The sequence below is a fragment of the Corallococcus sp. NCSPR001 genome (genome assembly GCF_017309135.1).
Taxonomy (GTDB): domain Bacteria; phylum Myxococcota; class Myxococcia; order Myxococcales; family Myxococcaceae; genus Corallococcus.
Window position 1 is genome coordinate 6,434,660 of sequence record NZ_JAFIMS010000002.1, and the last position, 23,573, is coordinate 6,458,232.

The 23,573-nt window shown below is 68.3% G+C and carries 34 protein-coding genes; 5 read left to right on the plus strand and 29 right to left on the minus strand.

Annotated elements, in window-relative coordinates:
- Positions 1-12 precede the first annotated feature (12 nt).
- A complete protein-coding gene (locus JYJ93_RS27675; protein WP_206796989.1) occupies positions 13-507 on the plus strand; it encodes a GAF domain-containing protein in 495 nt (164 codons plus the stop codon).
- 16 nt (positions 508-523) lie between these two features.
- On the opposite strand, the gene JYJ93_RS27680 is transcribed toward JYJ93_RS27675, so the two are convergent.
- Entirely contained in the window at positions 524-1,441 is a 918-nt protein-coding gene (locus tag JYJ93_RS27680; protein ID WP_206796991.1) for a pseudouridine-5'-phosphate glycosidase, read from the minus strand.
- 172 nt (positions 1,442-1,613) lie between these two features.
- On the opposite strand from JYJ93_RS27680, the gene JYJ93_RS27685 reads away from it, so the two are divergent.
- Positions 1,614-2,540 carry an EamA family transporter gene (locus JYJ93_RS27685; RefSeq protein ID WP_206796993.1) on the plus strand — a complete coding sequence of 309 codons (927 nt, stop codon included), beginning with the start codon at positions 1,614-1,616 and terminating at the stop codon, positions 2,538-2,540.
- Between the two features lie 6 nt (positions 2,541-2,546).
- On the opposite strand, the gene JYJ93_RS27690 is transcribed toward JYJ93_RS27685, so the two are convergent.
- The 3 genes from JYJ93_RS27690 to JYJ93_RS27700 all read right to left on the minus strand — a co-directional run bounded on the left by JYJ93_RS27690 (position 2,547) and on the right by JYJ93_RS27700 (position 6,136).
- Positions 2,547-4,283: an FHA domain-containing protein gene (locus tag JYJ93_RS27690; protein ID WP_206797001.1), complete on the minus strand. Its 1,737-nt coding sequence runs from the start codon at positions 4,281-4,283 to the stop codon at positions 2,547-2,549.
- A 66-nt stretch (positions 4,284-4,349) separates the two neighbouring features.
- On the minus strand, positions 4,350-5,525 hold the full coding sequence (locus JYJ93_RS27695) for a DUF2314 domain-containing protein (RefSeq protein WP_206797010.1): 1,176 nt from the start codon (positions 5,523-5,525) through the stop codon (positions 4,350-4,352).
- Entirely contained in the window at positions 5,522-6,136 is a 615-nt protein-coding gene (locus tag JYJ93_RS27700) for a deoxynucleoside kinase (protein WP_206797024.1), read from the minus strand. The genes JYJ93_RS27695 and JYJ93_RS27700 overlap by 4 nt, the downstream gene beginning before the upstream one ends.
- 211 nt (positions 6,137-6,347) lie before the next feature.
- Between JYJ93_RS27700 and JYJ93_RS27705 the strand changes: the two genes are divergently transcribed.
- From JYJ93_RS27705 to JYJ93_RS27715, 3 genes are read left to right on the plus strand one after another with little or no spacing between them, the layout of a single operon-like run.
- A complete protein-coding gene (locus JYJ93_RS27705; protein WP_206797026.1) occupies positions 6,348-7,148 on the plus strand; it encodes a lysophospholipid acyltransferase family protein in 801 nt (266 codons plus the stop codon).
- A gap of 7 nt (positions 7,149-7,155) precedes the next feature.
- Positions 7,156-8,538 (plus strand): tetratricopeptide repeat protein, encoded by a 1,383-nt coding sequence (locus JYJ93_RS27710; RefSeq protein ID WP_206797028.1) that lies wholly within the window; start codon positions 7,156-7,158, stop codon positions 8,536-8,538.
- Between the two features lie 36 nt (positions 8,539-8,574).
- Positions 8,575-9,207 carry a hypothetical protein gene (locus JYJ93_RS27715; protein WP_206797036.1) on the plus strand — a complete coding sequence of 211 codons (633 nt, stop codon included), beginning with the start codon at positions 8,575-8,577 and terminating at the stop codon, positions 9,205-9,207.
- A gap of 126 nt (positions 9,208-9,333) precedes the next feature.
- On the opposite strand, the gene rplQ is transcribed toward JYJ93_RS27715, so the two are convergent.
- The 25 genes from rplQ to rplV all read right to left on the minus strand — a co-directional run bounded on the left by rplQ (position 9,334) and on the right by rplV (position 23,569).
- Positions 9,334-9,753, minus strand: coding sequence for a 50S ribosomal protein L17 (rplQ, locus tag JYJ93_RS27720; protein ID WP_120567144.1), 420 nt, complete (start codon positions 9,751-9,753; stop codon positions 9,334-9,336).
- Between the two features lie 195 nt (positions 9,754-9,948).
- Complete coding sequence (locus tag JYJ93_RS27725) at positions 9,949-10,971, minus strand: DNA-directed RNA polymerase subunit alpha (protein ID WP_206797039.1); 1,023 nt, start codon at positions 10,969-10,971, stop codon at positions 9,949-9,951.
- Positions 10,972-11,191: 220 nt separating this feature from the next.
- A complete protein-coding gene (rpsD, locus tag JYJ93_RS27730) occupies positions 11,192-11,818 on the minus strand; it encodes a 30S ribosomal protein S4 (protein WP_014395885.1) in 627 nt (208 codons plus the stop codon).
- Between the two features lie 69 nt (positions 11,819-11,887).
- Positions 11,888-12,328 (minus strand): 30S ribosomal protein S11, encoded by a 441-nt coding sequence (gene rpsK, locus JYJ93_RS27735; protein WP_014395884.1) that lies wholly within the window; start codon positions 12,326-12,328, stop codon positions 11,888-11,890.
- Positions 12,329-12,403: 75 nt separating this feature from the next.
- Entirely contained in the window at positions 12,404-12,787 is a 384-nt protein-coding gene (gene rpsM, locus JYJ93_RS27740) for a 30S ribosomal protein S13 (protein WP_014395883.1), read from the minus strand.
- Between the two features lie 57 nt (positions 12,788-12,844).
- A complete protein-coding gene (gene rpmJ / locus JYJ93_RS27745; RefSeq protein WP_043321360.1) occupies positions 12,845-12,961 on the minus strand; it encodes a 50S ribosomal protein L36 in 117 nt (38 codons plus the stop codon).
- 67 nt (positions 12,962-13,028) lie between these two features.
- A complete protein-coding gene (gene infA / locus JYJ93_RS27750) occupies positions 13,029-13,247 on the minus strand; it encodes a translation initiation factor IF-1 (RefSeq protein ID WP_002614803.1) in 219 nt (72 codons plus the stop codon).
- Between the two features lie 150 nt (positions 13,248-13,397).
- Positions 13,398-14,156 (minus strand): type I methionyl aminopeptidase, encoded by a 759-nt coding sequence (gene map, locus JYJ93_RS27755; protein WP_206797041.1) that lies wholly within the window; start codon positions 14,154-14,156, stop codon positions 13,398-13,400.
- Positions 14,157-14,258: 102 nt separating this feature from the next.
- Complete coding sequence (locus JYJ93_RS27760; protein WP_206797043.1) at positions 14,259-14,909, minus strand: adenylate kinase; 651 nt, start codon at positions 14,907-14,909, stop codon at positions 14,259-14,261.
- A 90-nt stretch (positions 14,910-14,999) separates the two neighbouring features.
- On the minus strand, positions 15,000-16,346 hold the full coding sequence (gene secY / locus JYJ93_RS27765) for a preprotein translocase subunit SecY (protein WP_206797045.1): 1,347 nt from the start codon (positions 16,344-16,346) through the stop codon (positions 15,000-15,002).
- 131 nt (positions 16,347-16,477) lie between these two features.
- Positions 16,478-17,005: a 50S ribosomal protein L15 gene (gene rplO / locus JYJ93_RS27770; protein ID WP_206797047.1), complete on the minus strand. Its 528-nt coding sequence runs from the start codon at positions 17,003-17,005 to the stop codon at positions 16,478-16,480.
- Between the two features lie 16 nt (positions 17,006-17,021).
- Positions 17,022-17,291 (minus strand): 50S ribosomal protein L30, encoded by a 270-nt coding sequence (gene rpmD / locus JYJ93_RS27775; RefSeq protein WP_120552129.1) that lies wholly within the window; start codon positions 17,289-17,291, stop codon positions 17,022-17,024.
- 2 nt (positions 17,292-17,293) lie between these two features.
- Complete coding sequence (gene rpsE, locus JYJ93_RS27780) at positions 17,294-17,815, minus strand: 30S ribosomal protein S5 (RefSeq protein WP_014395877.1); 522 nt, start codon at positions 17,813-17,815, stop codon at positions 17,294-17,296.
- A 22-nt stretch (positions 17,816-17,837) separates the two neighbouring features.
- Positions 17,838-18,194, minus strand: coding sequence for a 50S ribosomal protein L18 (gene rplR, locus JYJ93_RS27785; protein ID WP_120567151.1), 357 nt, complete (start codon positions 18,192-18,194; stop codon positions 17,838-17,840).
- A gap of 108 nt (positions 18,195-18,302) precedes the next feature.
- Positions 18,303-18,869, minus strand: a complete 567-nt coding sequence (gene rplF / locus JYJ93_RS27790; protein ID WP_014395875.1) for a 50S ribosomal protein L6 — start codon at positions 18,867-18,869, stop codon at positions 18,303-18,305.
- A 64-nt stretch (positions 18,870-18,933) separates the two neighbouring features.
- A complete protein-coding gene (gene rpsH / locus JYJ93_RS27795; protein WP_014395874.1) occupies positions 18,934-19,332 on the minus strand; it encodes a 30S ribosomal protein S8 in 399 nt (132 codons plus the stop codon).
- A 168-nt stretch (positions 19,333-19,500) separates the two neighbouring features.
- Positions 19,501-19,686 (minus strand): type Z 30S ribosomal protein S14, encoded by a 186-nt coding sequence (locus tag JYJ93_RS27800; RefSeq protein WP_014395873.1) that lies wholly within the window; start codon positions 19,684-19,686, stop codon positions 19,501-19,503.
- 24 nt (positions 19,687-19,710) lie between these two features.
- Positions 19,711-20,364 carry a 50S ribosomal protein L5 gene (gene rplE / locus JYJ93_RS27805; RefSeq protein ID WP_014395872.1) on the minus strand — a complete coding sequence of 218 codons (654 nt, stop codon included), beginning with the start codon at positions 20,362-20,364 and terminating at the stop codon, positions 19,711-19,713.
- A 175-nt stretch (positions 20,365-20,539) separates the two neighbouring features.
- A complete protein-coding gene (gene rplX, locus JYJ93_RS27810) occupies positions 20,540-20,869 on the minus strand; it encodes a 50S ribosomal protein L24 (protein WP_014395871.1) in 330 nt (109 codons plus the stop codon).
- A gap of 42 nt (positions 20,870-20,911) precedes the next feature.
- Positions 20,912-21,280, minus strand: a complete 369-nt coding sequence (gene rplN / locus JYJ93_RS27815; RefSeq protein WP_014395870.1) for a 50S ribosomal protein L14 — start codon at positions 21,278-21,280, stop codon at positions 20,912-20,914.
- 65 nt (positions 21,281-21,345) lie between these two features.
- The gene (gene rpsQ, locus JYJ93_RS27820) at positions 21,346-21,672 is read right to left on the minus strand and encodes a 30S ribosomal protein S17 (protein WP_169821648.1); all 327 of its coding nucleotides are present in this window, start codon (positions 21,670-21,672) and stop codon (positions 21,346-21,348) included.
- An 83-nt stretch (positions 21,673-21,755) separates the two neighbouring features.
- The gene (gene rpmC / locus JYJ93_RS27825; RefSeq protein WP_014395868.1) at positions 21,756-21,962 is read right to left on the minus strand and encodes a 50S ribosomal protein L29; all 207 of its coding nucleotides are present in this window, start codon (positions 21,960-21,962) and stop codon (positions 21,756-21,758) included.
- Positions 21,963-22,036: 74 nt separating this feature from the next.
- A complete protein-coding gene (rplP, locus tag JYJ93_RS27830; RefSeq protein WP_206797056.1) occupies positions 22,037-22,456 on the minus strand; it encodes a 50S ribosomal protein L16 in 420 nt (139 codons plus the stop codon).
- Between the two features lie 64 nt (positions 22,457-22,520).
- Positions 22,521-23,183 (minus strand): 30S ribosomal protein S3, encoded by a 663-nt coding sequence (gene rpsC / locus JYJ93_RS27835; RefSeq protein ID WP_014395866.1) that lies wholly within the window; start codon positions 23,181-23,183, stop codon positions 22,521-22,523.
- A gap of 41 nt (positions 23,184-23,224) precedes the next feature.
- Complete coding sequence (gene rplV, locus JYJ93_RS27840; protein WP_014395865.1) at positions 23,225-23,569, minus strand: 50S ribosomal protein L22; 345 nt, start codon at positions 23,567-23,569, stop codon at positions 23,225-23,227.
- Positions 23,570-23,573: the final 4 nt, after the last annotated feature.

The window sequence follows — 23,573 nt, forward strand, 5'->3', positions numbered from 1 at the left end:
GAGGATCCCATCATGGCCGAAGTCACCCTGGATCTGCGCGGTCAGCCCAAGACCGAGGCATACGCGGAGCTGACGACCCACGCGCTCGCCATCCTCGAAGGCGTGGATGACGACATCTGCGCGATGGCGACGATGAGCTGCCTGCTGCACAACGCCTTCGGCCACCTGTGGACCGGCTTCTACCGGGTGGTGACGCCCGGGAAGCTGCTGCGCGTGGGCCCCTACCAGGGGACGCTCGGGTGCCTGGAGATCACCTTCGGCAAGGGCGTGTGCGGCACGTCCGCGGCAAAGGGTGAGACGGTGGTGGTGCCGGACGTGCACGCGTTCCCGGGCCACATCACCTGCGACGGGCGCTCCGCGTCTGAAATCGTGGTGCCGGTGTACGGGCGAAACCGCGAGCTCATCGCGGTGCTCGACATCGACTCCGAGCACAAGAACACCTTCGACGACGTGGACCGCGCGGCGCTGGAAGACCTGATGTCCTGGTTCCAGCACCGCACGGCCTGAGCGCCGTCCGCGGCGTTCAGCGCTTCGCGAGGCGGGCGTAGGCCACGGCCAGCGCCCCCGCGAAGCGCGCGTTGTTCTCCAAAAGCGCCAGGTTCGTCTTGAGCGTCTTGCCCCCGGTGCGCTTCGCCATCTCGCCCAGGAGGAACGGCGTCACGGCCTTGCCGCGCACGCCCTGCCGGTCCGCGTCCGCCAGCGCCGACGCGATGTGCAGCTCCACGTCGTTGCGGGGCAGCGCGGCCTCCACCGGAGGCGGCACCGTGTAGAGCACGCCGCCCTGCCCCAGCATCTCGAAGCGAGCGTGGGCGATGCGCGCGGCGGTCTCCGCGTCGTCCGCGCGGTGCTCCAGGGAGAGGCCGGACTCGCGGCTGTAGAAGGACGGCAGCTCGTTCGTGCCCACGCCGATGACGGGCACGCCCGCCGTCTCCAACAGCTCCATGGTCTTGGGCAGATCCAACACGGACTTGGCGCCCGCGCACACCACGGCGACGGGGTAGCGCGACAGGGCCGCGATGTCCTGCGAGATGTCCCAGTGCTCGGAAGCGCCCCGGTGCACGCCGCCGATGCCACCGGTGGAGAAGACGCGGATGCCCGCCGCCGCGGCCAGCTCGCACGTGGCGCTCACCGTGGTGCCGCCGCTGGAGCGGGTGGCCACCGCCACGGCCAGGTCGCGCGAGCCCACCTTGAGCAGCTTCTCCTTGCCCTCGGCCAGGCGGCGCAGCGTGGCGTCCTCCAGGCCAATCCACACCTCGCCGTCCACGAGCGCGATGGGCGCGGGCACGGCGCCAGCGCGGCGCACGGCCTCCTCGCACGCGCGAGCGGCGGCCAGGTTGTCGGGGTACGGCAGGCCCTGCGCGACGACGCTCGTCTCCAGCGCCACCAGCGGCTGCCCGGAGTCCTTCGCGCGCCGCACCTCGTCCGAATAACGGAAGTCCATGGGCGGGCATTTACGCCACGGCCCGGGCGGCCGGACAAGCACGGGCGTGGGGAAACGTCGGCCCGGAGCACCGCGCGTGCGTGTCACCTGACAGGGCAGCGGTGCGGGCCTGTGCGTTCATTGCAGCCCCGTCGGTTGCATCCGGACCCGCGCCGCCCTATGCCCCGCCGCCGTGAGCACCTCGTCGCCCGCGGTCGCAGCGCCTGCCCGTCTCCTCTCCGCCTCCGACCTGGCGATGATCGCCGTCGTGGTCGTCTGGGGGACGAACTACACCCTGGTGAAGGACGCCCTGGAGGGCATGCCGGCGCGGGCCTTCATGTCGCTGCGCTTCGGGCTCGCCGCGCTCGCGATGGGGCTCGTGTTGCTCGCGGTGGAGGGCCACAAGCCGATGCCGTGGAAGGCGTTCCTGCGGCTCACCGCGCTGGGGTTCGTGGGCAACACGCTGTACCAGCTGTGCTTCATCGAAGGGCTCGCCCGGACCACGGCGGCCAACAGCGGCATGCTCACGGCGGTGAGCCCGGTGGTGACGGCGGCGCTTGGAGCCGCGCTGGGCATCGAACGGCTGCGGCGCCCGGTCGTCGCGGGGCTCTCGCTGGCGGTGGTGGGCACGCTGCTGGTCGTCGGTGCACGAGGCCCGAACCTGGGCGCGGCGACGTGGACGGGCGATGCGCTGATCGTCGGCAGCTCGCTGTGCTGGGCCATCTACACGGTGGGCACGCGGGCCGTGGGAGAGGGCATCTCCGCGCTGCGCGTCACCGCCATCACCATGCTCACGGGAGCCCCGGGGGTCGTGCTGGCCGGCGCGTCCCAGGTCGTCGGGATGGACGCGTCGCGCGTGAGCGCCGCGGGCTGGGTCGCGCTCGTGTATTCGGCGCTGGTGCCGCTGGTGCTCGCGTACTTCGTATGGTTCCGCAGCGTGCAGCAGGTGGGCACCAACCGCACGACGCTCTATGGCACCGGCATCCCCGTGGTGGCCGCCCTCACCGCCTGGGCCGTCCGCGGTGAGCGCCCCACCCTGCTCCAGGTGCTCGGCGCGGCGCTCATCCTCACGGGCGTGTTGATCAGCCGCCGCAAGGACAGCGCCATCACGAAGGCCTGACCGCGCTCAGCCGCGAGTCCCCCGCTCCAGCGTCAGCCCGTACTCCTCCATCTTCCGGTCGAGCGTGGGCCGGCTGATGCCCAGGAGCTCCGCCGCGCGGACCTTCTTCCAGCCGGACTCGCGAAGCGCCTCCGCGATGGCGTCACGCTCCAGCCGGGCCACCTGCTCCTGCAACGTGCGGGGCGCCTGCCCCACCGCGCCCTCGCGCACCTCCGGAGGCAGCTGCGGGATGCCCACGTGACCCGCCGCGTACACGCGCCCCAGCCGCTCCGCGACCAACTCCAGCTCGCGCACGTTCTGCGGCCACGGATACTCGGCCAGGAGGCGCCGGGCCTCCGGTCCCAGCACTGGCGCCTCCCGCCCGCCCTGCCGGGCTCCGCGCAGCGCGAAGTGCTCCAGCAGTACCGGCACGTCCCCTCGCCGCTCCCGCAGGGGTGGGACCTCCAGCTCGAAGCCCGTGAGCCCCCGGGCCAGCGCCGCGTCGAACTCTCCCCGGGACGCGAGCCGCGACACCGGTGAAGCACTGGTGGCGACGATGCGCACGTCCACCGGCTCTTCTCCGCCCTGCCGTGCCGGAGCCGCGCGACGGGCCAGCATCCGCGCCAGCCGCTCCGCCGCCGGACGGGGCAGCGCTTCCACGTGGCGAAGCAGCAGCGTGCCCGCGTCCGCGCGCAGCACCGCGGACGTCACCGGGGGCTGGCCGGGCGCGCCCGCACGGCCGAAGAGCGCCACCTCCACGGCTTCCAGGGACTGGCGGCACTCCACCGTCACCCAGGGCCCCAGCGCGCGCGGAGACTTCCCGTGGATGAAGTGCGCGAGCAGCGCCTTGCCCGTGCCCGGCTCGCCGTACAGCACCACCGGGGCGGCGCTGCCCGCCGCACGCCGCGCCTCCTCCACCACGCCCCGGAACGCCCGCGATGTTCCCAGCGGCGTCACCCACGGCGTCTCCGCGGCCTCCGCTTCACCGCGCGAGCGCACCGCCGTATAGGCCTCGCCGCCCAGGCGCCCCAGCGATGCGAGCAGTTGCCCCTCACCCTCGGTGAACGGCGACTCCTCGCGCTCCACGTACAGCACGCCGAACGGCATCCCACCCGAAGCCACCAGCGGCGAGCACAGCGCCGTGTCCGTCCGCCCCAATTCCTTGCGCTCCAGCGCCGCCTGCACCAGCGAGCGAGGCACCTCCACGGAAGCAGCGCCGGACACCGCCGCCGTGCGAAGCCCCTCCGGCCCGCTCAGGAGCGCCGCGGCGCGGTCCGCGTTGAGCGCGTGCACCGTCTCCTCCGACAGCCGCCGCAGCACCATGGCCTCGCTGGTGGCCCCCAGCAGCGCCGTCCCCGCCGAGTACATCGCCGCGGCCGCGCCCACGTGCGGCAGCACCTCCTCGATGGGCACGTGCTCCGGCTCCGGAGCGACCACGCCAGAGGGCTCGTCGACGATGGACACCGGCGGCGGCTCATAGACCGCGATGGTGGCGCCCACGCGCATCCGGTCACCCGGCCGCAGCACCGCCTCTTCCTGGAGCGCCAGCCGCTGCCCGTTGAGCAGCGTGCCGTTGGTGGAGCCCAGGTCGCGCAGCCGCACCTGTCCCGCGACGGTGTCCAGGAACAGCTGCGCGTGGCGGCGCGACACCTGGTCGTCTTCCAGCGGGATGTCGCAGGAGGGGCTGCGGCCGAGGGTCAGCTGGGAGACGACCTCGTACCGGCGCCCCGCCGAGGGGCCCGTGAGCAGCAGCAATGCCGGCATGCGGACGAACAGCCTAGCAGTGCCCCGAGGGGCGCCCGCAAGACGCGTCGGGTTGGACGCGCGGCGCTACATGGGGCGTTCGGCGTTCAAAAGAGCGCGCAGCTCGGACTCGTTGAGCGCGCGGCCCTCCCGGGCGATGGCCAGGGCGTTGATCTGCTTCTCCTCCACCTCCACGTGGGCCCCCTTGCGCCACTCCGTGGTGTGCACCGCGCCATCCACCAGCCGGCCCACGACGGAGCCCTCGTCCCGGGTCACCGCCTCCAGCCACAGGTTCTCCACCACCACCTCGCCCTCCGGGTGCGTCTCGAAGGGGGCCCGCACCAGGAACGTGAGGGGCTCCATCAACCCCTTGCGCTGGAAGCGCGCCAGGAACGCGGGCAGCAGCGCCTGCGCCTCCTCGTGCATGGCCTGGGTCTGCTCGGCCGGCTCCTTGGCGAAGCGCTCCCGGTACGTCGCCAGGAGCTCCGCCGTGTTGTGCCGGCCCAGGGGCGACACCACCGTGAGGAACAGCCCCTCGTGGCCCTCGAAGGCATCCAGCGGCACGCCCAGCAGGTTCGCGCGGGCTTCTTCCGATGGCACCAGGGTGAAGCTCTGCCCCTCGCTGGTGGCCACCTCCGAGCGCAGCGCCGGCCCCTGCGCGAACGCCAGGTCCGTGCACAGCTCGTGGAGGAAGCTCTCCGCGGCCAGCAGGTCGCCCTCGCCCAGGTGGAAGATTTCGACGTCGCGCGCGCCGAACTTCTCCATCCCGTGCGAGTGCACCCACAGCGGCGTGTCCCCTTCCGCCAGCTCGATGGCGTGCAGGTGCACGTGGTCGCGGATGTCGAAGTCCAGCTCGGTGATCTCGACCACGTCCTCGGGCTCGTGAAGCTTGAACGCCGTCAGGTCCACGAGCACGCCCGGCGCCTGCTCCATCAGCGTGCGCACGGTCCACAGCGCCTCGAAGACGGGCAGCGTGGGCTGCGCGCCGCCCGGCTCCAGGAGGAACGCATAGCAGGCCTGAGACTTCTCCACGCGAGCGAAGGCCTCCGGGCTGCCGCTGAACAGCTCCTGGGGAACGCGAGGACGGCCGTCGCTCAGGGGCTTGAGCACCACCTTCACCTCCGAGCCGTCCGCCCGCACGGTGAAGCCCCAGTCGCCCTCGTGCGGAACGAACTCCACCTCGTCCGTGGCGAACACCGCGCGCAGCGCGTCAAGAGAGGGCGGCACGGACTGCTCGGTGGCCAGGACATAGACCTCCTTCACAGGTGCTTCTCAATCTGTCGGAAGAGGTCCACGCGGTCCACCAGGTCGGTGAGGTAGTCCAGCTTGTCCGTCCCCAGCACCAGCACCGGTGACAGCGAGTAGCCCTCGAACCACTCTTCGTAGAGGGCATTGAGGCGCTTCAGGTAGGCGGTCGGGATGTCCTTCTCCATGGACCGGCCGCGCAGCCGGATGCGCTCCTTCAGGGTGATGACCGGGCAGCGCAGGTAGATCATCAGGTCGGGCGGCCGGAGCGCCTGGGAGATGGTCTGGTACAGCTCCCAGTAGGTGGACCAGTCGCGCTTGTCGATGAGCCGCTGCCGGTGGAGGTTCTTGGCGAAGATTTCCGCGTCTTCGTAGAGGGTCCGGTCCTGGAGCACGGTGCCCGGCGTGCGCTCCAGTTCCCGGTGCAGGCGGAACTTGTGCGTCAGGAAGAAGAGCTGCGAGCGGAACGCCCACGTCTTCATGTCCTTGTAGAAGTCCGCGAGGTAGGGGTTCTGGTCATTGGGCTCGAAGGACGGCGTGAGGCCGTACTTCCGGCACAGGAAGGACGTGAGCTCCGTCTTTCCGGCCCCGATGTTGCCCGCGATGGCGATGAACTTTTTCCTGGCCACGCCACCCTTGCTTGTAACCCCAGCGAGCGGCATTCACCAGAAACAATGGCGAGGGGAGCCATGGTAGATAAAGTGCATGCCCCCGCCCCGTTCCGCACGTCCAGGAGCCCGAGCCGGCGCCCATGCCGCGCCGCCTGCCTGCACGACGGGGGAGCGGCACCCCCGGGGTCCTTCCGGCACGCAGGTCCCCCGGTAGGAGGAAAGGCGACGCATGCTGCGCAAGCTGTGGTGCATCTTCGTGGTCACGGTCTGGTCCATGGTCTGCTTCCCGCTGGCCTGCCTCGCCATGCTGGTGACGCTCAACCCGTCGCGTTCGGTCGCCGTCGCCCGCAGGCTCTGGTCGCCCGTGCTCCTCTGGGCCGGGGGCGCGAAGCTGGAGGTCATTGGCGGGGAGAACGTGGACCCGAAGCGGCCCACCATCTACGTGGGCAACCACCTGTCCACGCTCGACATCCCGGCCCATTTCCTCGCCGTGCCGGTGGACTTCCGCTTCGTCGCCAAGTCGCAGCTGCGCTTCGTCCCGTTCATCGGCTGGTACCTCTGGCTCGCGGGCCACATCTTCATCAACCGTGGGGACCGCGCGTCGGCCATCGCGTCATTGGAGAAGGCCGCCCGGAAGATCCGCGCGGGCACCAGCATCTTCCTGTACCCGGAGGGCACCCGCTCCCCGGACGGCCGCGTGCTGCCCTTCAAGAAGGGCCCCTTCGCGCTCGCGCTCAAGGCCCGGGTGCCCATCTGCCCCGTCACCATCGAAGGCACCGACAACGTGATGCCCAAGAACTCGTGGAACATCACCCCGGGCCCGGTGCGCGTGAAGATTGGCCGCCCCATCGACACCACCGGCTTCGCGGACAACGACCGCGAGGGCCTGGCCCGCGCCGTGCGCGCGCAGGTCATCGCCGACAGCCTCTCCCTGGGCGGCAAGGGCGGGGATCCGGACACCGCCGTCGCCGCGCCGAACCGCGAGGGCGTCGCGCAGCTTGCCTCCTCCGTCACCTCCAAGGCCTCCTGAGCTCCCCGTGCCCCTGACGCCGCCCTCGAACCGCCTCTGCACGCTCCGCTGGCCCGCCGCCCTCCTGGGCCTGGGGCTGCTCGCCACCGGCTGCGGCCATGGCCAGGCCCAGGCCCCCGCGCTGTCGCCCCAGGCCCAGGCGCGCGCGTACCTGGACGGCAACCAGCCGGATGAGGCGGTGAAGCTCCTGAGGGAGCTGCACGCGCGCACGCCGGACGACGTGGACGTGGCCCGCGCTCTCACCGAGGCCCAGGTGAAGGCCGGCCGCGCGGACGCCTGGACGGAGGAGCTGCGCCAGGCCATCGCGAAGAACGAGCGCGCGGTGGACCAGTACATGCTGGGCCTGACGCTCTTCTCGAGGGCCCGCGACGCCGGCGCCCCCACCGTGGCCGCCTTCGAGCGCGCCATCGCGCTGTCCCCCACCACCGCGGAGTTCCACTACCGCCTGGGCGTGGCGCGCCTGGAGTCCGAGCAGTACGCCGCCGCCCTGGGCCCGCTGCGCAAGGCCGTGGAGCTGGCCCCGGAGCGCGCGGGCTGGAAGCTGCCCCTGGCCAAGGCCCTGGCCCGCACGGGCGACACCGCGGGCGCCGTGGAGGCCCTGGGCACCGTCGTGCGCGGCAACCCCACCCCCGCGGAGGTCGCCACCGCGCGGGCGCTGATGAACCCGCTGGCGGACCCGTTCCAGAACTTCCCCAAGGCGGCGGAGGCGAAGCTCGAGGAGGGCATGCGCTACCTGCACGAGCTGGACGCGCCCCAGCACGCCGTCATCGCCTTCGAGGAGATCCTCCACGACTACCCGGACCTGGCCGTGGTGCACGCCCTGCTGGGGCTGGCCTACCAGCGCCTGGATGACGCCGGCCGCGCCGTGGACGAGTTCAAACAGGCCATCGAGCGCGCGCCCCAGGACGGCAAGAACCAGCTCTACCTGGGGGAGCTGTACCTGACGCGTCAGCGCACGGACGCGGCACGCACCGCCTTCGAGAAGGCCGTGACGCTCAACCCGCTGCTGGACCTGGCCTGGTTCCGCCTGGGTGACCTGCGCCTGGAGGCCCGGGACCTGGACACCGCGAAGGAGGCCTTCCTGGTGGCGGTGACGCTGACGCCGGACTCGGTGGCCGCGCGCGGCAAGCTGTCGCTCGTGTACCAGTTGCAGGGGGACTACGCGGCCGCGCAGCGCGAGCTGAAGGCCGTGGCGGACAAGGACCCGGAGAACACCGAATTCGCCCTGCGCCTGGGCCTGCTCTACACCGAGGAGGCCCAGAAGGCCCGCCGTCCCGAGGACCGCCAGAAGGCCGCGAGCGAAGCGGAGCGCTGGCTGGGGAAGGTGCTGGAGACCCAGCCCGACAACGCGGTGGCCAGCAAGGCCCTGCAGGTGCTCAAGGGCCAGTAGCCACCAGCGCACCGCCCCCTCTACACTCGACTTCCGATGAGCGACGCGCGCAAACCCTCCCCTCCCAGCAACCCCGGCACCCAGCCCCGCGCGGCCACCAGCCCCGGCATGCGCGCCGTGAGCGCCGCCCGCGCGGCCCCCCTGGAGAAGCCGAAGCCGGAAGGTCCCCTGGGCAAGCGTGTCGCCGCGGAGACGTCCAACGTCGTCCTCAACGCCTTCTCCATCCTGAAGGAGCAGTTCGCGGACTTCCGCGCGAGTGACCGCTTCTTCAAGTACAAGGCCGGCATCGTCGCGGGCTGGCTCGTCCTGTCCGTCGCAAGCCTTGGCATCGCGTGCCCGGGCAGCTCCATGGACACCGGTGACATGGACGCGCGCCTGGTGCTCAGCGACAAGCTGGACCGGCCCTCCGTCACCATCTGGAACGAGAGCAAGGACGCCTGGCGCGACGTCATCATCACCGTGAACAACGAGTACAAGGCGGTGGTGGCCGAGGTGCTGCCCGGCAACTTCGTCACCATCACGCCCAAGCAGCTGCTGGGGAAGAACGGCGGCTCCGCGCCCGCGGACCTGCGCTTCCAGGCACTGACGATGAAGAGCGCGGACGACAAGGCCGACCTCACGCCCTCCCTCCAGGAGGAGTGGGAGCGTCTCCGCGCGCCGAAGAAGTAGGCGCCGCGCGCGTCTCCCCAGACGCCGGAAACACGAAGGGCGCCCTCCTGAAGCAGGAAGGCGCCCTTTGTGCTGCTTCAGCCCGGCCGGGCCTCACTCACGTGAGACCCGGGCACGGGGAACGGCTCAACCCTCGGTCTTCGCCTCGGCGGGAGCCTCGGTCGTCTCGGCGGCGGCCGGAGCCTTCGCGGGACGGTCCACCAGCTCGATGAGGGCCATCTCCGCGGCGTCGCCCCGGCGGAAGCCCAGGCGCACGATGCGGGTGTAGCCACCCGGACGGGAGGCGTAACGCTCCTTGTACTCGCTGAACACCTTCTGGAGGACCGTGCGGTCCTTCACGGTGCGGGCAGCAAGGCGCACGTTGGACAGGCCACCGCGCTTGGCGAGCGTGATGATGCGCTCGGCCAGCGGACGGACTTCCTTCGCCTTGGGAACGGTGGTGCGGATGGCCCCGTGCTCCAGCAGGGACGTGACCATGTTGTTCAGCATCGCGAGACGGTGGCTCGTGGTGCGGTGCAGCTTCCTCTGTCCGACCTTATGACGCATGGCGCGTGCTCCGGGGCCTCTCGCTGAGTGCCCCACCACTCCGGCCGTATCAGGTACCGGGTGGGAAGGACGGCCCCGACACCAGGGGCCGCCGTTGAATCGGGCCCTGTGTACCAGGGCCCCCTGCCATCGCGCCACCGTGAAGCCGTGTCAGTGGACAGCCAGGGCAGGTGCTTCAGGAAACGACGACGCTTCTCAGGCCTTGGGGGCCGCGGGAGCCGGCGCGTTCTTCGGCGGCCAGTTCTCCAGCTTCATGCCCAGCGACAGGCCCATCTCCGCGAGGATCTCCTTGATCTCCTTCAGGGACTTGCGGCCGAAGTTCTTCGTCTTGAGCATCTCCGCCTCGGTGCGCTGGACCAGGTCACCGATGGACTTGATATTCGCCTGCTGCAGGCAGTTGGCGGAGCGCACCGACAGCTCCAGCTCGTCCACCGAGCGGAACAGGTTCTCGTTGAGCTTGGCCTCTTCCTTCGGCGCCTCGGCGACGACCGGCTCCTCGGTCTCGTCGAAGTTCACGAACACCGTGAGCTGCTCCTTGATGATCTTCGCCGCGTACGCCACCGCGTCCTGCGGCACCACGGAGCCGTCCGTCCAGACCTCGAGCGACAGCTTGTCGTAGTCCGTGACCTGACCGACGCGCGCGTTGGTGACCTGGTAGTTCACCTTGCGGATGGGCGAGAAGAGCGAGTCGATGGGGATGGTCCCGATGGGCGCGCCCGCCACCTTGTTGGTGGACGCCGGCACGTAGCCCCGGCCCCGGCGGCACGACAGCTCCATGCGCACCTTGCCACCCTCGGACACGGTGCAGATGTGGTGACCCGGGTTCAGGATCTCCACGTCCTGGTCCGCGATGAGGTCGCCCGCCTTCACTTCCTTGGGGCCCTCCACCTCGATGCGCAGCGTCTTCGTCTCGTTCGTGTGCATCCGGAGGAGGACCTCCTTCAGGTTCAACACGACGTCCGTGACGTCCTCGGCCACCTCGGGGATGGTCGTGAACTCGTGGTCCACGCCCTCAATCTTCACGGAGGTGATGGCCGCGCCCTGCAGCGACGACAGCAGCACCCGCCGCAGCGAGTTGCCCAGCGTCGTCCCGAAGCCGCGTTCCAGCGGCTCCGCCACGAACTTGCCGTACGTGGGGCTCAGCGAGTCCTGGTCCACTTCCATGCGGCGCGGCTTGATGAGGTCGCGCCAGTTCTTCGCAACAAACGTGTCGGCCATGGGGACTGCTCCTCTGGTCGTGCGCCATCACCGACTTCCCCGTCAGGGTGACGGGAGGACGGGCACGCGGGGGGACTGCGTAACAGCCTCGCCCGGTGCGCGCAGGACGCGCCCTCCAGGCGATGAAACGACAGGCGACAAAGCGACAACGCCCCGGCCTCGTCGGCCAGGGCGTCCACCGCGGGAGGGGCCCACCGCGAAGCGGGCCCGGCATCCCTGCTTACTTCGAGTACAGTTCGACGATGAGCTGCTCCTGGATGGGCATCGTCAGGTCCTCGCGGTTCGGGACCGTCTTGACCGTGCCCTTGAACGCCTTCTTGTCCAGGTCGATCCACTGCGGAACGCCACGGCGGTCCACCGTCTCCAGCGCCTCGGAGATGCGGAGCACCTTGCGGCTCTTCTCCGCCACTTCCACCGCGCTGCCCGGCTTCACGGCGAACGACGGGATGTTCACCCGGCGGCCGTTGACCTGGAAGTGACCGTGACGCACCAGCTGGCGCGCCTCGTTGCGCGTGTCCGCGAAGCCCATGCGGAACACCACGTTGTCCAGACGGAGCTCCAGCTGCTGCAGCAGGTTCTCACCCGTCTTGCCCTTGGCCGCGGACGCGCGGTGGTAGTACCCGCGGAACTGGTTCTCGAGCAGGCCGTACATGCGCTTGACCTTCTGCTTCTCGCGCAGCTGCACGCCGTAGCCGGAGAACTTCACGCGGCCCTGGCCGTGCTGACCGGGGGGATAGGGGCGGCGCTCGATGGCGCACTTGTCCGTGTAGCAACGGTCGCCCTTGAGGTACATCTTCAGGTTCTCGCGCCGGCAGATACGGCAGGCGCTCGCGGTATAACGAGCCACGGAAACTCTCCTTGCAGATGGTCTGGAGCCGGGCCCGCCGCGAGGCAGGTCCCCGGCCCGAAGCGGTGATTAGACGCGGCGGCGCTTGGGCTGACGGCAGCCGTTGTGCGGGATGGGCGTCACGTCGCGGATGAGGCTGATCTTCAGGCCGGCGGCGGCCAGCGCGCGCAGCGCCGACTCACGGCCCGCGCCCGGGCCCTTCACGAACACCGTCACGGTCTTCAGGCCGTGCTCCATCGCCTTCGCCGCGGCGTCGCCTGCGGCCACCTGCGCCGCGAACGGCGTGGACTTGCGGCTGCCCTTGAAGCCGCGCGCCCCGGCCGACGACCAGGAGATCACGTTCCCGGACACGTCCGTGATCGTGATGATGGTGTTGTTGAACGTGGACTGGATGTGGACCACGCCGTTGAGGATGTTCTTCTTGCCCTTGCGCTTGCTCTTCTTCGCCGCAGGGGTCTCGCCACCCTCGGCACCGGCCGGCGCGGCGGCGGTATTGATCTCGTCAGCCATGTGAATCGCTGCTCCTGGGAGTAGGTGATCAACGCCCGCGCCTCACACGGGGTGAGGCGGCGGGCGCCAGAGGGTTTAGCGGGCCGGAGCGGCCGGCTTCGCGCGAACGATGCCGCGCTTGGGGCCCTTGCGGGTGCGCGCGTTGGTGTGGGTGCGCTGGCCGCGGACCGGAAGACCCTTGCGGTGACGCAGACCCCGGTAGCAACCCAGGTCCATCAGCCGCTTGATGTTCATGGTCACCTCGCGCCGGAGGTCACCCTCGACCTTGTAGTTGGCCTCGATGATCTCGCGGATCTTTCGAGCCTGGTCCTCGGTGAGGTCCTTGGTCCGGGTGGTGAGATCGATGCCCGCCGCCTCGATGATGTCGTGCGCGGTCTTGTTACCGATCCCGTAGATGTACTGAAGCGAGATCACCGCACGCTTGTTGGGCGGCAGATCGATGCCGGCGATACGAGCCATCTTCGGTCTTCCTTCGTTGTGGAGTTGGTCTGAGGCTGAAGAGTCCCTGGGGACTCTTTAGCCCTGGCGCTGCTTGTGCCGGGGGTTGGAGGCGCAAATGATGCGCACGATGCCCTTGCGGCGAACAACCTTGCACTTGTCGCAGATCTTCTTGACGGACGCCCGAACCTTCATGGAGCGAACTTCCTTCCTTCAGCGGTGAAAAGTACGACAGCCGGTCCGCACAGGCGGCCGGCGCGAATTACTTGGCCCGGTACGTGATCCGTCCACGGGTCAGGTCATACGGCGACAACTCGACCTTCACCTTGTCGCCCGGGAGAATACGGATGAAGTGCATCCGCATCTTACCCGAGATGTGCGCGAGCACCTTGTGGCCGTTGTCCAGCACCACGCGGAACATCGCGTTCGGTAGGGGTTCCATGACGGTCCCCTCGACTTCGATGGAATCATCCTTCGGCAAGCGTCAACCTTCTTCCCGGACCACGAACCTTCTGGAAGCGCGGCGGGATAACACTTTGGTCCGTAAGTAGCAAGCGCCGCGCGATCTGAAATCTGGACCTCTATCAACACCCTCTGACATCACCCTATTTCACCCGGGGTCCGGGGGCCCTCATCGACGCCGGGTCAGCACTTCCGGCCCCCGCTCCGAGATCAGGATGGTGTGCTCGAAGTGGGCGGACAACTTGCCGTCCACGGTGACGGCCGTCCACTCGTCCTCCAGGACCTCCACGTCGGGCATCCCCTGGTTCACCATCGGTTCCACCGCCAGGACCATGCCTGGCCGCAGCTTCATCCCGGAGCCCGCCTGCCCGTAGTTGGGCACCTGCGGCGGCTCGTGCAGCTTCCGGCCAATCCCGTGCCCCGTGAAGTCCCGGACCACGGAGAACCCCCGGGCCTCCACGTGACTCTGTACCGCGTGGCCAATGTCGCCAATCCGGTTGCCCGGTTGCATCGCCTGGATGGCCTTCTCCAGGGACTGCCTGGTGACATCCACCAGGGCCTGGGCCTCTGGCGTCACCTTCCCCACCGGGACCGTGCGTGCCGAGTCCCCGAAGAAGCCCCGGAAGACCACCCCGAAGTCCAGCTTCATCAGATCCCCGGCCACCAACCTGCGCTTCCGGTTGGGGATGCCGTGGACGACCTCCTGGTTCACGGAGGCGCACAGAACGCCCGGAAAACCGTGGTAGCCCTTGAACGCTGGCCGGGCGCCCTTCTTGGCGATGAGCTGCTCGGCCAGGGCGTCCAACTCCCACGTGGAGACGCCGGGCGCCACTGCCTTCTCCAGTTCGTCCAGGATTTCACAGACGATCCGCCCTGCTTCCCGCATCAGGGAGATCTCATCCGGACCCTTGAGCGCAACCGGGTTCATTCGCCCCTTTCCCCTATCGGCCCACTGCTCTGTCGGGAACCCGTGACCGGTGGGGTGGCAGTCCTGACCGGCCCTGCCCTCGCCGCGCTGGCTGCCCCAGACTCAGGCAGGACGGCCAGCGGCCTTCTTGATCTCCTCGTAGATGCCCTCCGGAGACCCGACGCCGTCCACGCTCTTGAGCAGCCCCTTCTTCGCGTAGAAGTCCTTCAGCGGGGACGTCTCCGCGTCGTACTTCTGCAGGCGCTTCTCGATGACCTCCGGCGTGTCATCCGGACGCTGCACGAGCTCCGTGCTGCACCTGTCGCACAGCCCCGCGCGCTTCGGCGGGCTCTGGGTGACGTGGTAGACGGCCCCGTCATTGGGGCACACACGCCGGCCGGAGCCACGCTCGACCAGCGTCGAGTGCGGGACCTCGAGCGACACCACGGCGTTGAGCTGCTTGCCCAGACGCTCCAGCATCCGGTCCAGCGCGTCCGCCTGTCCCGGCGTGCGGGGGAAGCCGTCGAGCACGAAGCCCTGGGCCACGTCCGACTCCTTCAGCCGCTCCTCCACGATGCCGATGACGACATCGTCCGGGACGTATTGCCCCGCGGCCATCAGAGGACCGGCCACCTTGCCCAGCGGCGTGCCCTCCTTCACGGCCTTGCGCAGGATGTCGCCGGTGGAGATCTGCGGGATCTGGAAGTCCGCGTAGAGCTTCTTCGCCTGGGTTCCCTTCCCGGCGTTCGGCGGCCCCAAGAGGATGAGGTTCATGTCGCTCCTTTGTACCTACGTCCACCCTTGAACGACGAGGCGCCCCTCCCCACCAATGGAGAGAGGCGCCCGGAACACAACCGACTGCCGTCAGGCCGCCACGCGGACCCGACCACGGATGCGCGGACCGCGAGGACCCGCGAAGCCTTCGTAGTTGCGGCTGATGAGGTGACCCTCGATCTGCTGCACCGTGTCCAGCGCCACGCCCACGACGATGAGGAGCGCCGTACCGCCGAAGGTGAACCGCACACCCAGCACGCTGCTGATGACGGACGGAATCACGCAGATGACGGCCAGGTAGATGGCGCCACCGAACGTGAGGCGGTTGAGCGTGCGCTCGATGAACTCCGCCGTCTGACGGCCCGGGCGGATGCCGGGGATGTAGCCGCCCTGCTTCTTGATGTTGTCCGCCACGTCATCCGGCCGGAACGTGAGCGCCGTGTAGAAGTAGGAGAAGAACACCACCAGCAGCACGAACAGGCCGTTGTAGACCCAGAGGTTGCCCTCGATGCTGCGCTGGAAGCCCTGCAGGAAGGGGAACCACGCGCCCAGCGTCGCCGGGAAGGAAAGCACCGCGCCGGCGAAGATGGGGGGAATCACGCCCGAGGCGTTCACCTTCATGGGGAAGTACGTGGCCTGGCCCGCGAACATGCGCCGGCCCGCCATGCGCTTGGCGTACTGGATGGGCACGCGCCGCATGCCCCGCTCCACGTAGACCACCACGCCGATGATGAGGAGCATGAAGAAGAGCAGGCCCAGCACCGCGGCCACGTTCACCACTTCCTGCGTCGTCAGGTCCAGCAGCGTCTTCGCGCCGGGCAGCACGCGCGCCACGATGCCCGCGAAGATGATGAGCGAGATGCCGTTGCCGATGCCGCGCTCGGTGATGCGCTCACCCAGCCACATGATGAAGGCCGTGCCCGCCGTGAGGCTCACCACCGTCATGAAGGTGAACCAGAGGTTGTCGTTGGGCACCACCACCTGGTTGAAGCCGCCCTGCCCCGCGTCGGAGCGGCCCAGCGAGGCCAGCCACCGCGAGATGCCCACGCCCTGCACGATGGACAGCACGATGCTGCCGTAGCGCGTGTACTGGTTGATCTTCTGGCGGCCCGCGGCGCCTTCCTTCTGCAGGCGCTCCAGGCTGGGCACGACCACCGCCAAGAGCTGGATGATGATGGAGGCGCTCACGTACGGCATGATGCCCAGGCCGAAGATGGACATCTGCTCCAGCGCGCCGCCGGAGAAGAGGTTGAACAGCGATACGAGGCCGCCCGATTGTTTCTGGGCGTCCATGAACGCGTTCATCGCGGAGCGGTCCACGCCCGGCGTGTTGATGAAAATGCCGATGCGGTAGACGGACAGCAGCACGAGCGTGTACGCAAGCCGGCTGCGCAGCTCCGCGATGCGGAAGACGTTGGCGAAGGCGTTCAAGGCCACGGTAATGCCATCCTCTTCAAGAGGTTCTGCCAGCAACAACAAACGCCCCTCTCCGGTTCCGGAAAGGGGCGCGGAAGCCTACACAAGGCTGGGGGCGCGCACCACATCACCGTGATGCGCGCCGGTCACGCCTACGCCCGGGGCTGGCGAGGAGCCTTGACGCCCTTGCCGGCGTGGGCCTTGGCGGCCGCCTCCGGCTTGTGCGCCACCAGGGGGAGCTCCTCCACGGAGCCGCCCGCCTTCTCGATGTTCTCGCGAGCCGCCGCGGACACCTTGTTCACCTTCACGGTGAGCTTCTTGGCGAGCTCGCCGTGAGCCAGGACCTTCACGCCATCATAACGGCCCTTGACCAGGCCCGCCTGCTTCAGCGCGGCCTCGTCCACCGTGGCGCCGGCGTCGAACGTGTGCTCCAGGTCGCCCAGGTTCACCACCGCGTAGACGGTGCGGTTGGGCGGGTTGAAGCCGAACTTCGGCAGGCGGCGCTGCAGCGGGCTCTGGCCGCCTTCGAAGCCCTCGAACCGCATGTTGCCGGAGCGGGCCTTCTGGCCCTTGCCGCCGCGGCCGGCCGTCTTGCCCAGGCCGCTACCCTGGCCACGGCCCACGCGCTTCTTGCGGTGCCAGGAGCCCTCAGGGCGCTTCAGATTGGTCAGGATGCTCATGTTGGATCCTCAGTTCTCAGGCCTTGGCCGTGGCGGCCAGGCGCTCCAGGGCGCGGTCCCGGGCGACAATCTTCCGGGGCTTGCGGCGCTTGGGCGCCGGGGCCTCCTGGCTGACCGTCTCCAGGGAGACCAGGTGCTTCACCTTGAACACCATGCCGCGCACCGCCGGGGTGTCCTTCAACAGCCGCTCGTCGCCGAACTTCTTCAGACCGAGGCCCTTGATGGTGGCCAGCATGTCCTCGGAAGAACCCGAGTAGCTCTTCGTCAGCTTCACCTTGAGCGCCATGACTAACCCCTCGCCTCGCCCGCGAGCTTCTGAGTCTCGACGTCCTTGCCACGCAGCCGCGCGACCTGCTCCGCGCTCCGCAGCAGCTTCAGGCCCGCGACCGTGGCCTTCAGCACGTTGTGAGGATTCCGCGAACCCTGGCTCTTGGTCAGGATGTTGCGGATGCCCGCCGCCTCCAGCACCGCACGCACCGCGCCACCGGCGATGACGCCGGTACCTTCGGAGGCCGGCTTCAGGAGCACCCAGCCGGCACCGAAGTGCCCCAGGATCTCGTGCGGGATGGTGTGGCCCATGCGAGGAACGCGGAACAGGTTCTTCTTCGCGTTCTCGCCGCCCTTGCGGATGGCCTCGGGGACTTCGTTGGCCTTGCCCAGGCCCACGCCCACGTGCCCGTTGCCATCGCCCACCACGACAAGCGCGGCGAACGAGAACCGGCGGCCACCCTTCACCACCTTGGCCACACGGTTGATGTTCACCACGCGGTCGGTCAGGTCCAGATCGTTCGGATTGATCGGAGTTGCCACTTGAGGAATTCCTTTCTGGTACCTAGAACTTCAGGCCGGCCTCGCGCGCGGCGTCAGCCACGGCGGCGATGCGCCCATGGTAAGGGAAGCCGTTGCGGTCGAACACCACCGCATCGACGTTGGCGGCCTTGCACTTCTCCGCGATGAGGGAGCCCACGCGCTTCGCGTCGGCCTTCTTGTCGCCCTCGTCCTTGCCCTTCAGCTCCTTGGACAGGGACGACGCGAACGCCAGCGTGCGACCGGTGGAGTCGTCCACCACCTGCGCGTAGATGTGCTTGAGGCTCTTGTAGACCGACAGCCGCGGACGCTCCGTGGTTCCGGAGAGCTTCTTGCGGATGCGGTTCTTCCTCTTGAGGCGCTGCTCGACAGTCTTGGACATGGCTGCTTCCTTTTCCGTCCGGCGGCGATGCGGCCTTCCGCCGCCGGATGATTCCGCCAGACCTCAAGGTCCGGCGGGGTTGAATGCTCGGCGAAGACGCGGCGACGACTAGGTCGTACCGGTCTTGCCCTCCTTGCGACGGATGCGCTCCTCGGCGTACTTGATGCCCTTGCCCTTGTAGGGCTCCGGCGGACGCAGCGAGCGGATGTTGACCGCCGTGGCGCCCAGGACTTCCTTGTCCGCCGAGCGGAGCGTGAGCCCCACCGTGGGAAGGCTGTCCTCGGTGCGGGAGGTCTTGTCGACTTCCGCCGTCACGCCCTCCGGCAGGTTGAACACCACCGGGTGGGAGTAGCCGAGCGAGAAGTGGATGGCCTTGCCCTTTACTTCCGCGCGGAAACCAACGCCGCGAATGTCGAGGCGCTTCTCGAAGCCCGTGGACACGCCCTTCGCCGCGTTGGCGAGGATGGTCCGCGTCAGGCCGTGCAGGCTGCGGGCCTCGCGCGAGTCATCCTCACGCTGAACCGTCACCTGGCCGTCCTTCACCTCCACCTTCACCTTGGCGGGGAGCTTGACGGACAGCTTGCCCTTGGGGCCTTCGAAGTTGACCTGCTGGTTGGCGACGTTGACCTTCGTCTTGTCGCCAAGCTTGATCGCCAGTTTTCCAATCCGACTCATGATTGCCTCGTGCTGTCGTCGCCCGGGGCGCGCTCCTCTCGGAGCGCTACACCCAGGCTCCTGGCTAGTAGACCGTGCAGAGCAGCTCGCCGCCGACCTTCTGCTTCCGCGCCTCGGTGTCCACCAGGATGCCGCGCGAGGTGGAGAGAATGGAGATGCCCATGCCGCCGAGCACCGGCTGGATGTCGCGCACCGCGACATAGCGACGCAGGCCGGGCTTGGACACGCGGCGGATGCCGGTGATGGCCGGGCTGCGATCCGGGCCGTACTTCAGCTGGACGGTGATCTCGTTCTGCGGAGCGACCTCGTGGATGGTGAAATCCCCGATGTAGCCCTCGTCCTTGAGGACCTTGACGATCTCCACCTTGAGCTTCGAGTGGGGGATGACGACCTTGTCGTGCCGCGCACGCGAGGCATTGCGCAGGCGGGTCAGCATGTCGCCGACGGGATCATTGACCGGCATGAAGCACCTTCAAGCAAAGCAGCGGTCCCATGGGGACTCACCGCATCCGCGGCCACCGCGCCTGCCGGGCCCATCCCGGGGGTTCGCGACAACCGCCACTTCACATCCACTTCAACCGGACACCGCCCTGCCCTCTTCAGGACAGGGACGGGGTTCCGGGTCCAGCGCCTACCAGGACGACTTGGTGACGCCGGTGATCTCACCGCGCAGGGCGCGGTGACGCAGGCAGATACGGCACATCTTGAACTTGCGCAGGAAGGCGCGAGGACGACCGCAGAGACCGCAGCGGTTGTACTGACGCACGGGGAACTTCAGCTTGCGCTTCGCCTGGGCAATCTTGGAGAGCTTGGCCATGATCGATGGGAGTCCTGGGCTCGGTTACTGACGGAACGGCATGCCGAAGTGACGCATCAGCGCGAGGCCCTGCTCGTCGTTCCGGGCGGTGGTGACGAAGCTGATGTTGAGCCCCTTCACCTTTTCGATCTGATCGTAGTTGATTTCCGGGAAGATGATCTGCTCACGCACGCCGAGCGTGTAGTTGCCCTTCCCGTCGAAGGCCTTCGGAGACACGCCCTTGAAGTCACGAACGCGGGGCAGCGCGACGGTGATGAGGCGGTCCATGAACTCGAACATGCGGTCGCCGCGCAGCGTGACGGCGGCACCGATGGCCTGGCCCTGGCGCAGCTTGAAGTTCGCGATGGACTTGCGCGCGCGGGTCACGACCGGCTTCTGACCGGTGATGGCGGCCAGCTGGTCCACCGCCGACTCCAGGATCTTGTTGTTGGCGAGCGCCTCGCCCAGACCCATGTTGACGACGATCTTCTCCAGCCGCGGCACTTCCATGGGGTTTCCGAGCCCCAGTTCCTTCATCAGCGCAGGAACGCCTTCCGCGCGGAAGCGGTCCTTGAGCCGCGCCGAGCGGGCCTTCAGGCCCTCCTCGATGTTCGCGGCGAAGCCGACCTTCTTGGCTTCTTCCTTGCCGCGCTTCTTGCTCTTCTTTTCCTTCGAGTCGGCCTTCTTCTCGTCAGCCATCTTTCAGTCCTCTGCTTCGGAACGCCGTCATGACCCAGCGCGCCCGATCAGTCCTGCGTCTAGAACGTGGAAACACCCAGAGCGCTCAACCATTTCAGCTCTCTGGACGTGCACGCCCGCTTGCCCCACCACGAGGTGGGGCAAGGGGCGCGCATACATGCCCGAACACCGACCCCTAGTCAATCAGGGCGTCACACTGCTTGCAGAACCGCTTGGAGGACTCTCCCTCCTTGCGGATGCCGACGCGGGTCGGCTTGTCGCACTTGGCGCAGACCACCTGGACGTTCGAGAGCGCGATGGTGCCCGGCTTCTCGATGATGCCGCCCTCGGGGGACTGCGGCGTCTTGCGCAGGTGGCGCTTGACCAGGCGCAGGCCCTCGACCGTCACGCGGCCCGCCTCCCGGTCAACCTTCAGCACCTTGCCGCGCTTGGTCGCCGGCGTCTTCTCCGAGCGCTCAGACCCGGAGATGACCTGGATGGTGTCACCGACTTTCAGCTTCTGCATGGCTTCCTCACTCTGGCTGTTCGCCGTCAGGCCTGCGTCCTCTTAGAGGACCTCGGGCGCCAGCGAGATGATCTTCATGAACTTGCGGGCACGCAGCTCACGGGCCACCGGCCCAAAGATGCGCGTCCCGATGGGCTCCAGGTCCTTGTTGATGAGGACCGCCGAGTTGCCGTCGAACTTGATGTAGCTGCCATCCGCACGACCCACCTCGCGACGGGTGCGGACGATGACGGCCTTGGCCACGTCACCCTTCTTCACCTTGGAGTTGGGCAGGGCCTCGCGGATCGACACGACGATGACGTCGCCGATGGAGGCGTACTTGCGCTTGGAGCCGCCGAGAACCTTGATGCAAAACACCTTCTTGGCGCCCGAGTTGTCGGCCACATCGAGCACACTCTGCATCTGAATCATGTGAAGTCTCCTCTTGCTCGAACCCGTCCACGCGCTTCATGGCGCACGGACGCGGTGTGGCCTACCTAGACGTTCTTGCTCTTCTCCAGCACCTCGACCACGCGCCAACGCTTGTCCTTCGAAGCGGGCTTGGTCTCGGCGATGCGCACCCGGTCACCCTCGTTAATGGTGACCTTCTTCGGGTAGTCGTGATCCTCGACGTGCGCCTTGTACTTCTCGCGCAGGCTCATGATCTTCCCGTACTTCGGGTGGGGAGCACGACGCTGGACGGTGACGACCACCGTCTTCTGCATCTTGTTGGAGGTGACGATGCCCACGCGGGTCTTGGGACGACCCCGGGTGGAGGTCTCGGCAGCGGGCGTTTCGGTCGCTTCAGCCATGTTGGTTCTCACTGTCTGTCATGCACCCGGGCCCTCTGCCCGGATGGCCACGGACACCCGGGTGAGCCCGGATGCCCGCGGATGCACTGCTACTACTACCCCGCCTTCGCGGCCCGGGCCTTCTCGCCCAGGACGGTGAGGATGCGGGCCAGATCACGGCGGTGCTGCACGCCCTCCGCAGGGCTGTCCAGCGAGCCGGTCCGACGCTTGAGCCGATCCTGGACCAGCGTGTCGCGCAGCTCCTTCGCGCGATTCTGCAGGTCGTCCGTCGACAGTTCCTTCAGTTCCTTCGCAGTCGCCATCTTGGTCTCCTCGGCGCGGGATGCGGGCGTCCTCCCCTGTCACCAGGTGGAGCGCCCGTCCCGGCGGTGCGTGACTACAGCGAGAGCTCGCTGCGGCGCACGATCTTGGTGAGCACCGGCAGCTTCGCCTGCGCCAGCTTCAGCGCACCGGTGGCGATCTCCGACGTCATGCCCTCCATCTCGTAGAGCACGCGTCCCGGCTTGACGACCGCGACGTAGTACTCCACGCCACCCTTACCGGTACCCATACGGGTTTCGGCGGGCTTCTTCGTGATGGGCTTGTCCGGGAAGATCCGGATCCAGATCTTGCCGCCGCGCTTCACGTGGCGGGTCATCGCGATACGGGCCGCCTCGATCTGGCGCGAGGTGATCCATCCCGGCTGGAGGCTCACCAGGCCGAACTCACCGTAGGTGAGGTCGCTGCCGCGGTGGGCCGAGCCGAACATGCGGCCCTTCTGCATCTTGCGGTACTTGGTTCGAGCAGGCTGAAGCATGGTCGATGTCCTTCGTGCCTCGCGTGCAGGGCGGGCTTCTTAGGGCCCGCCCCACAGGGGCGTCTTACCGGTTGGTGGCCTGGGGGGCCTGGCCGCCCTTGCCGGGGAGGACCTCGCCCTTGCAGATCCAGACCTTGCAGCCAATCTTGCCGTAGGTCGTCTTGGCCTCGGCGAAGCCGAAGTCGATGTCCGCGCGGAGGGTGTGCAGGGGCACGCGGCCCTCGCGGTACCACTCGTAGCGGGCCATCTCGGCGCCACCCAGGCGGCCAGAGCAGGCCACGCGGATGCCCTTGGCCCCGAACTTCATCGCGGTCTGCAGCGCCTTCTTCATGGCGCGGCGGAAGGCGATGCGGCGCTCAAGCTGCGTGGCGATGTTCTCCGCCACGAGCTGCGCGTCGGTCTCGGCCTTGCGGACCTCGACGATGTTCAGGAAGACCTCGTTCTTGGTGAACTGCTGGAGGTCCTTCTTGACGGTCTCGATGCCAGCGCCGCGCTTGCCGATGACGATGCCCGGACGCGCGGTGTGGACGTTGACCTTCACCTTGTTGGCGGCGCGCTCAATCTCCACCTTGGACACGCCCGCGTGGTTCAGCGACTTCTTCACGAACTCGCGGATGCGGATGTCCTCGTGGAGCCACTGGGCGTAGTTCTTGTGCTCGAACCACTTGGAGTCCCAGGTCTTGATGACGCCGAGCCGGAACCCGATCGGATGTACTTTCTGTCCCAAACTGAATCTCCTTGGTGCGTCCGGGCGGGGCCCGACGGGTCCTACTTCTTGGCCTCGGCCAGCACGACGTGGACGTGGGCAGACTTCTTCTGGATGGGCGTCGCGCGCCCCATGGCGCGCGGCATGAACCGGCGCTGGGTGGCGGCCTGGTCCACGGAGATGGTCTTGACGTAGAGGGTATCCACGTCGACCTGGCCCTTGGACAGGTCCGTCGCGTTGGCGACGGCGCTCTTGATGAGCTTCTCCACCGGCCGCGCAGCAGCGCGCGGGGTGAACTTCAGGATGTTCAGGGCGGCCTCGACAGGCTTGCCCCGGATGAGCGCCGCGACGAGGGACAGCTTGCGCGGGCTCATGCGCAGGTGACGCAGATGTGCAGTCGACTCCATGGTC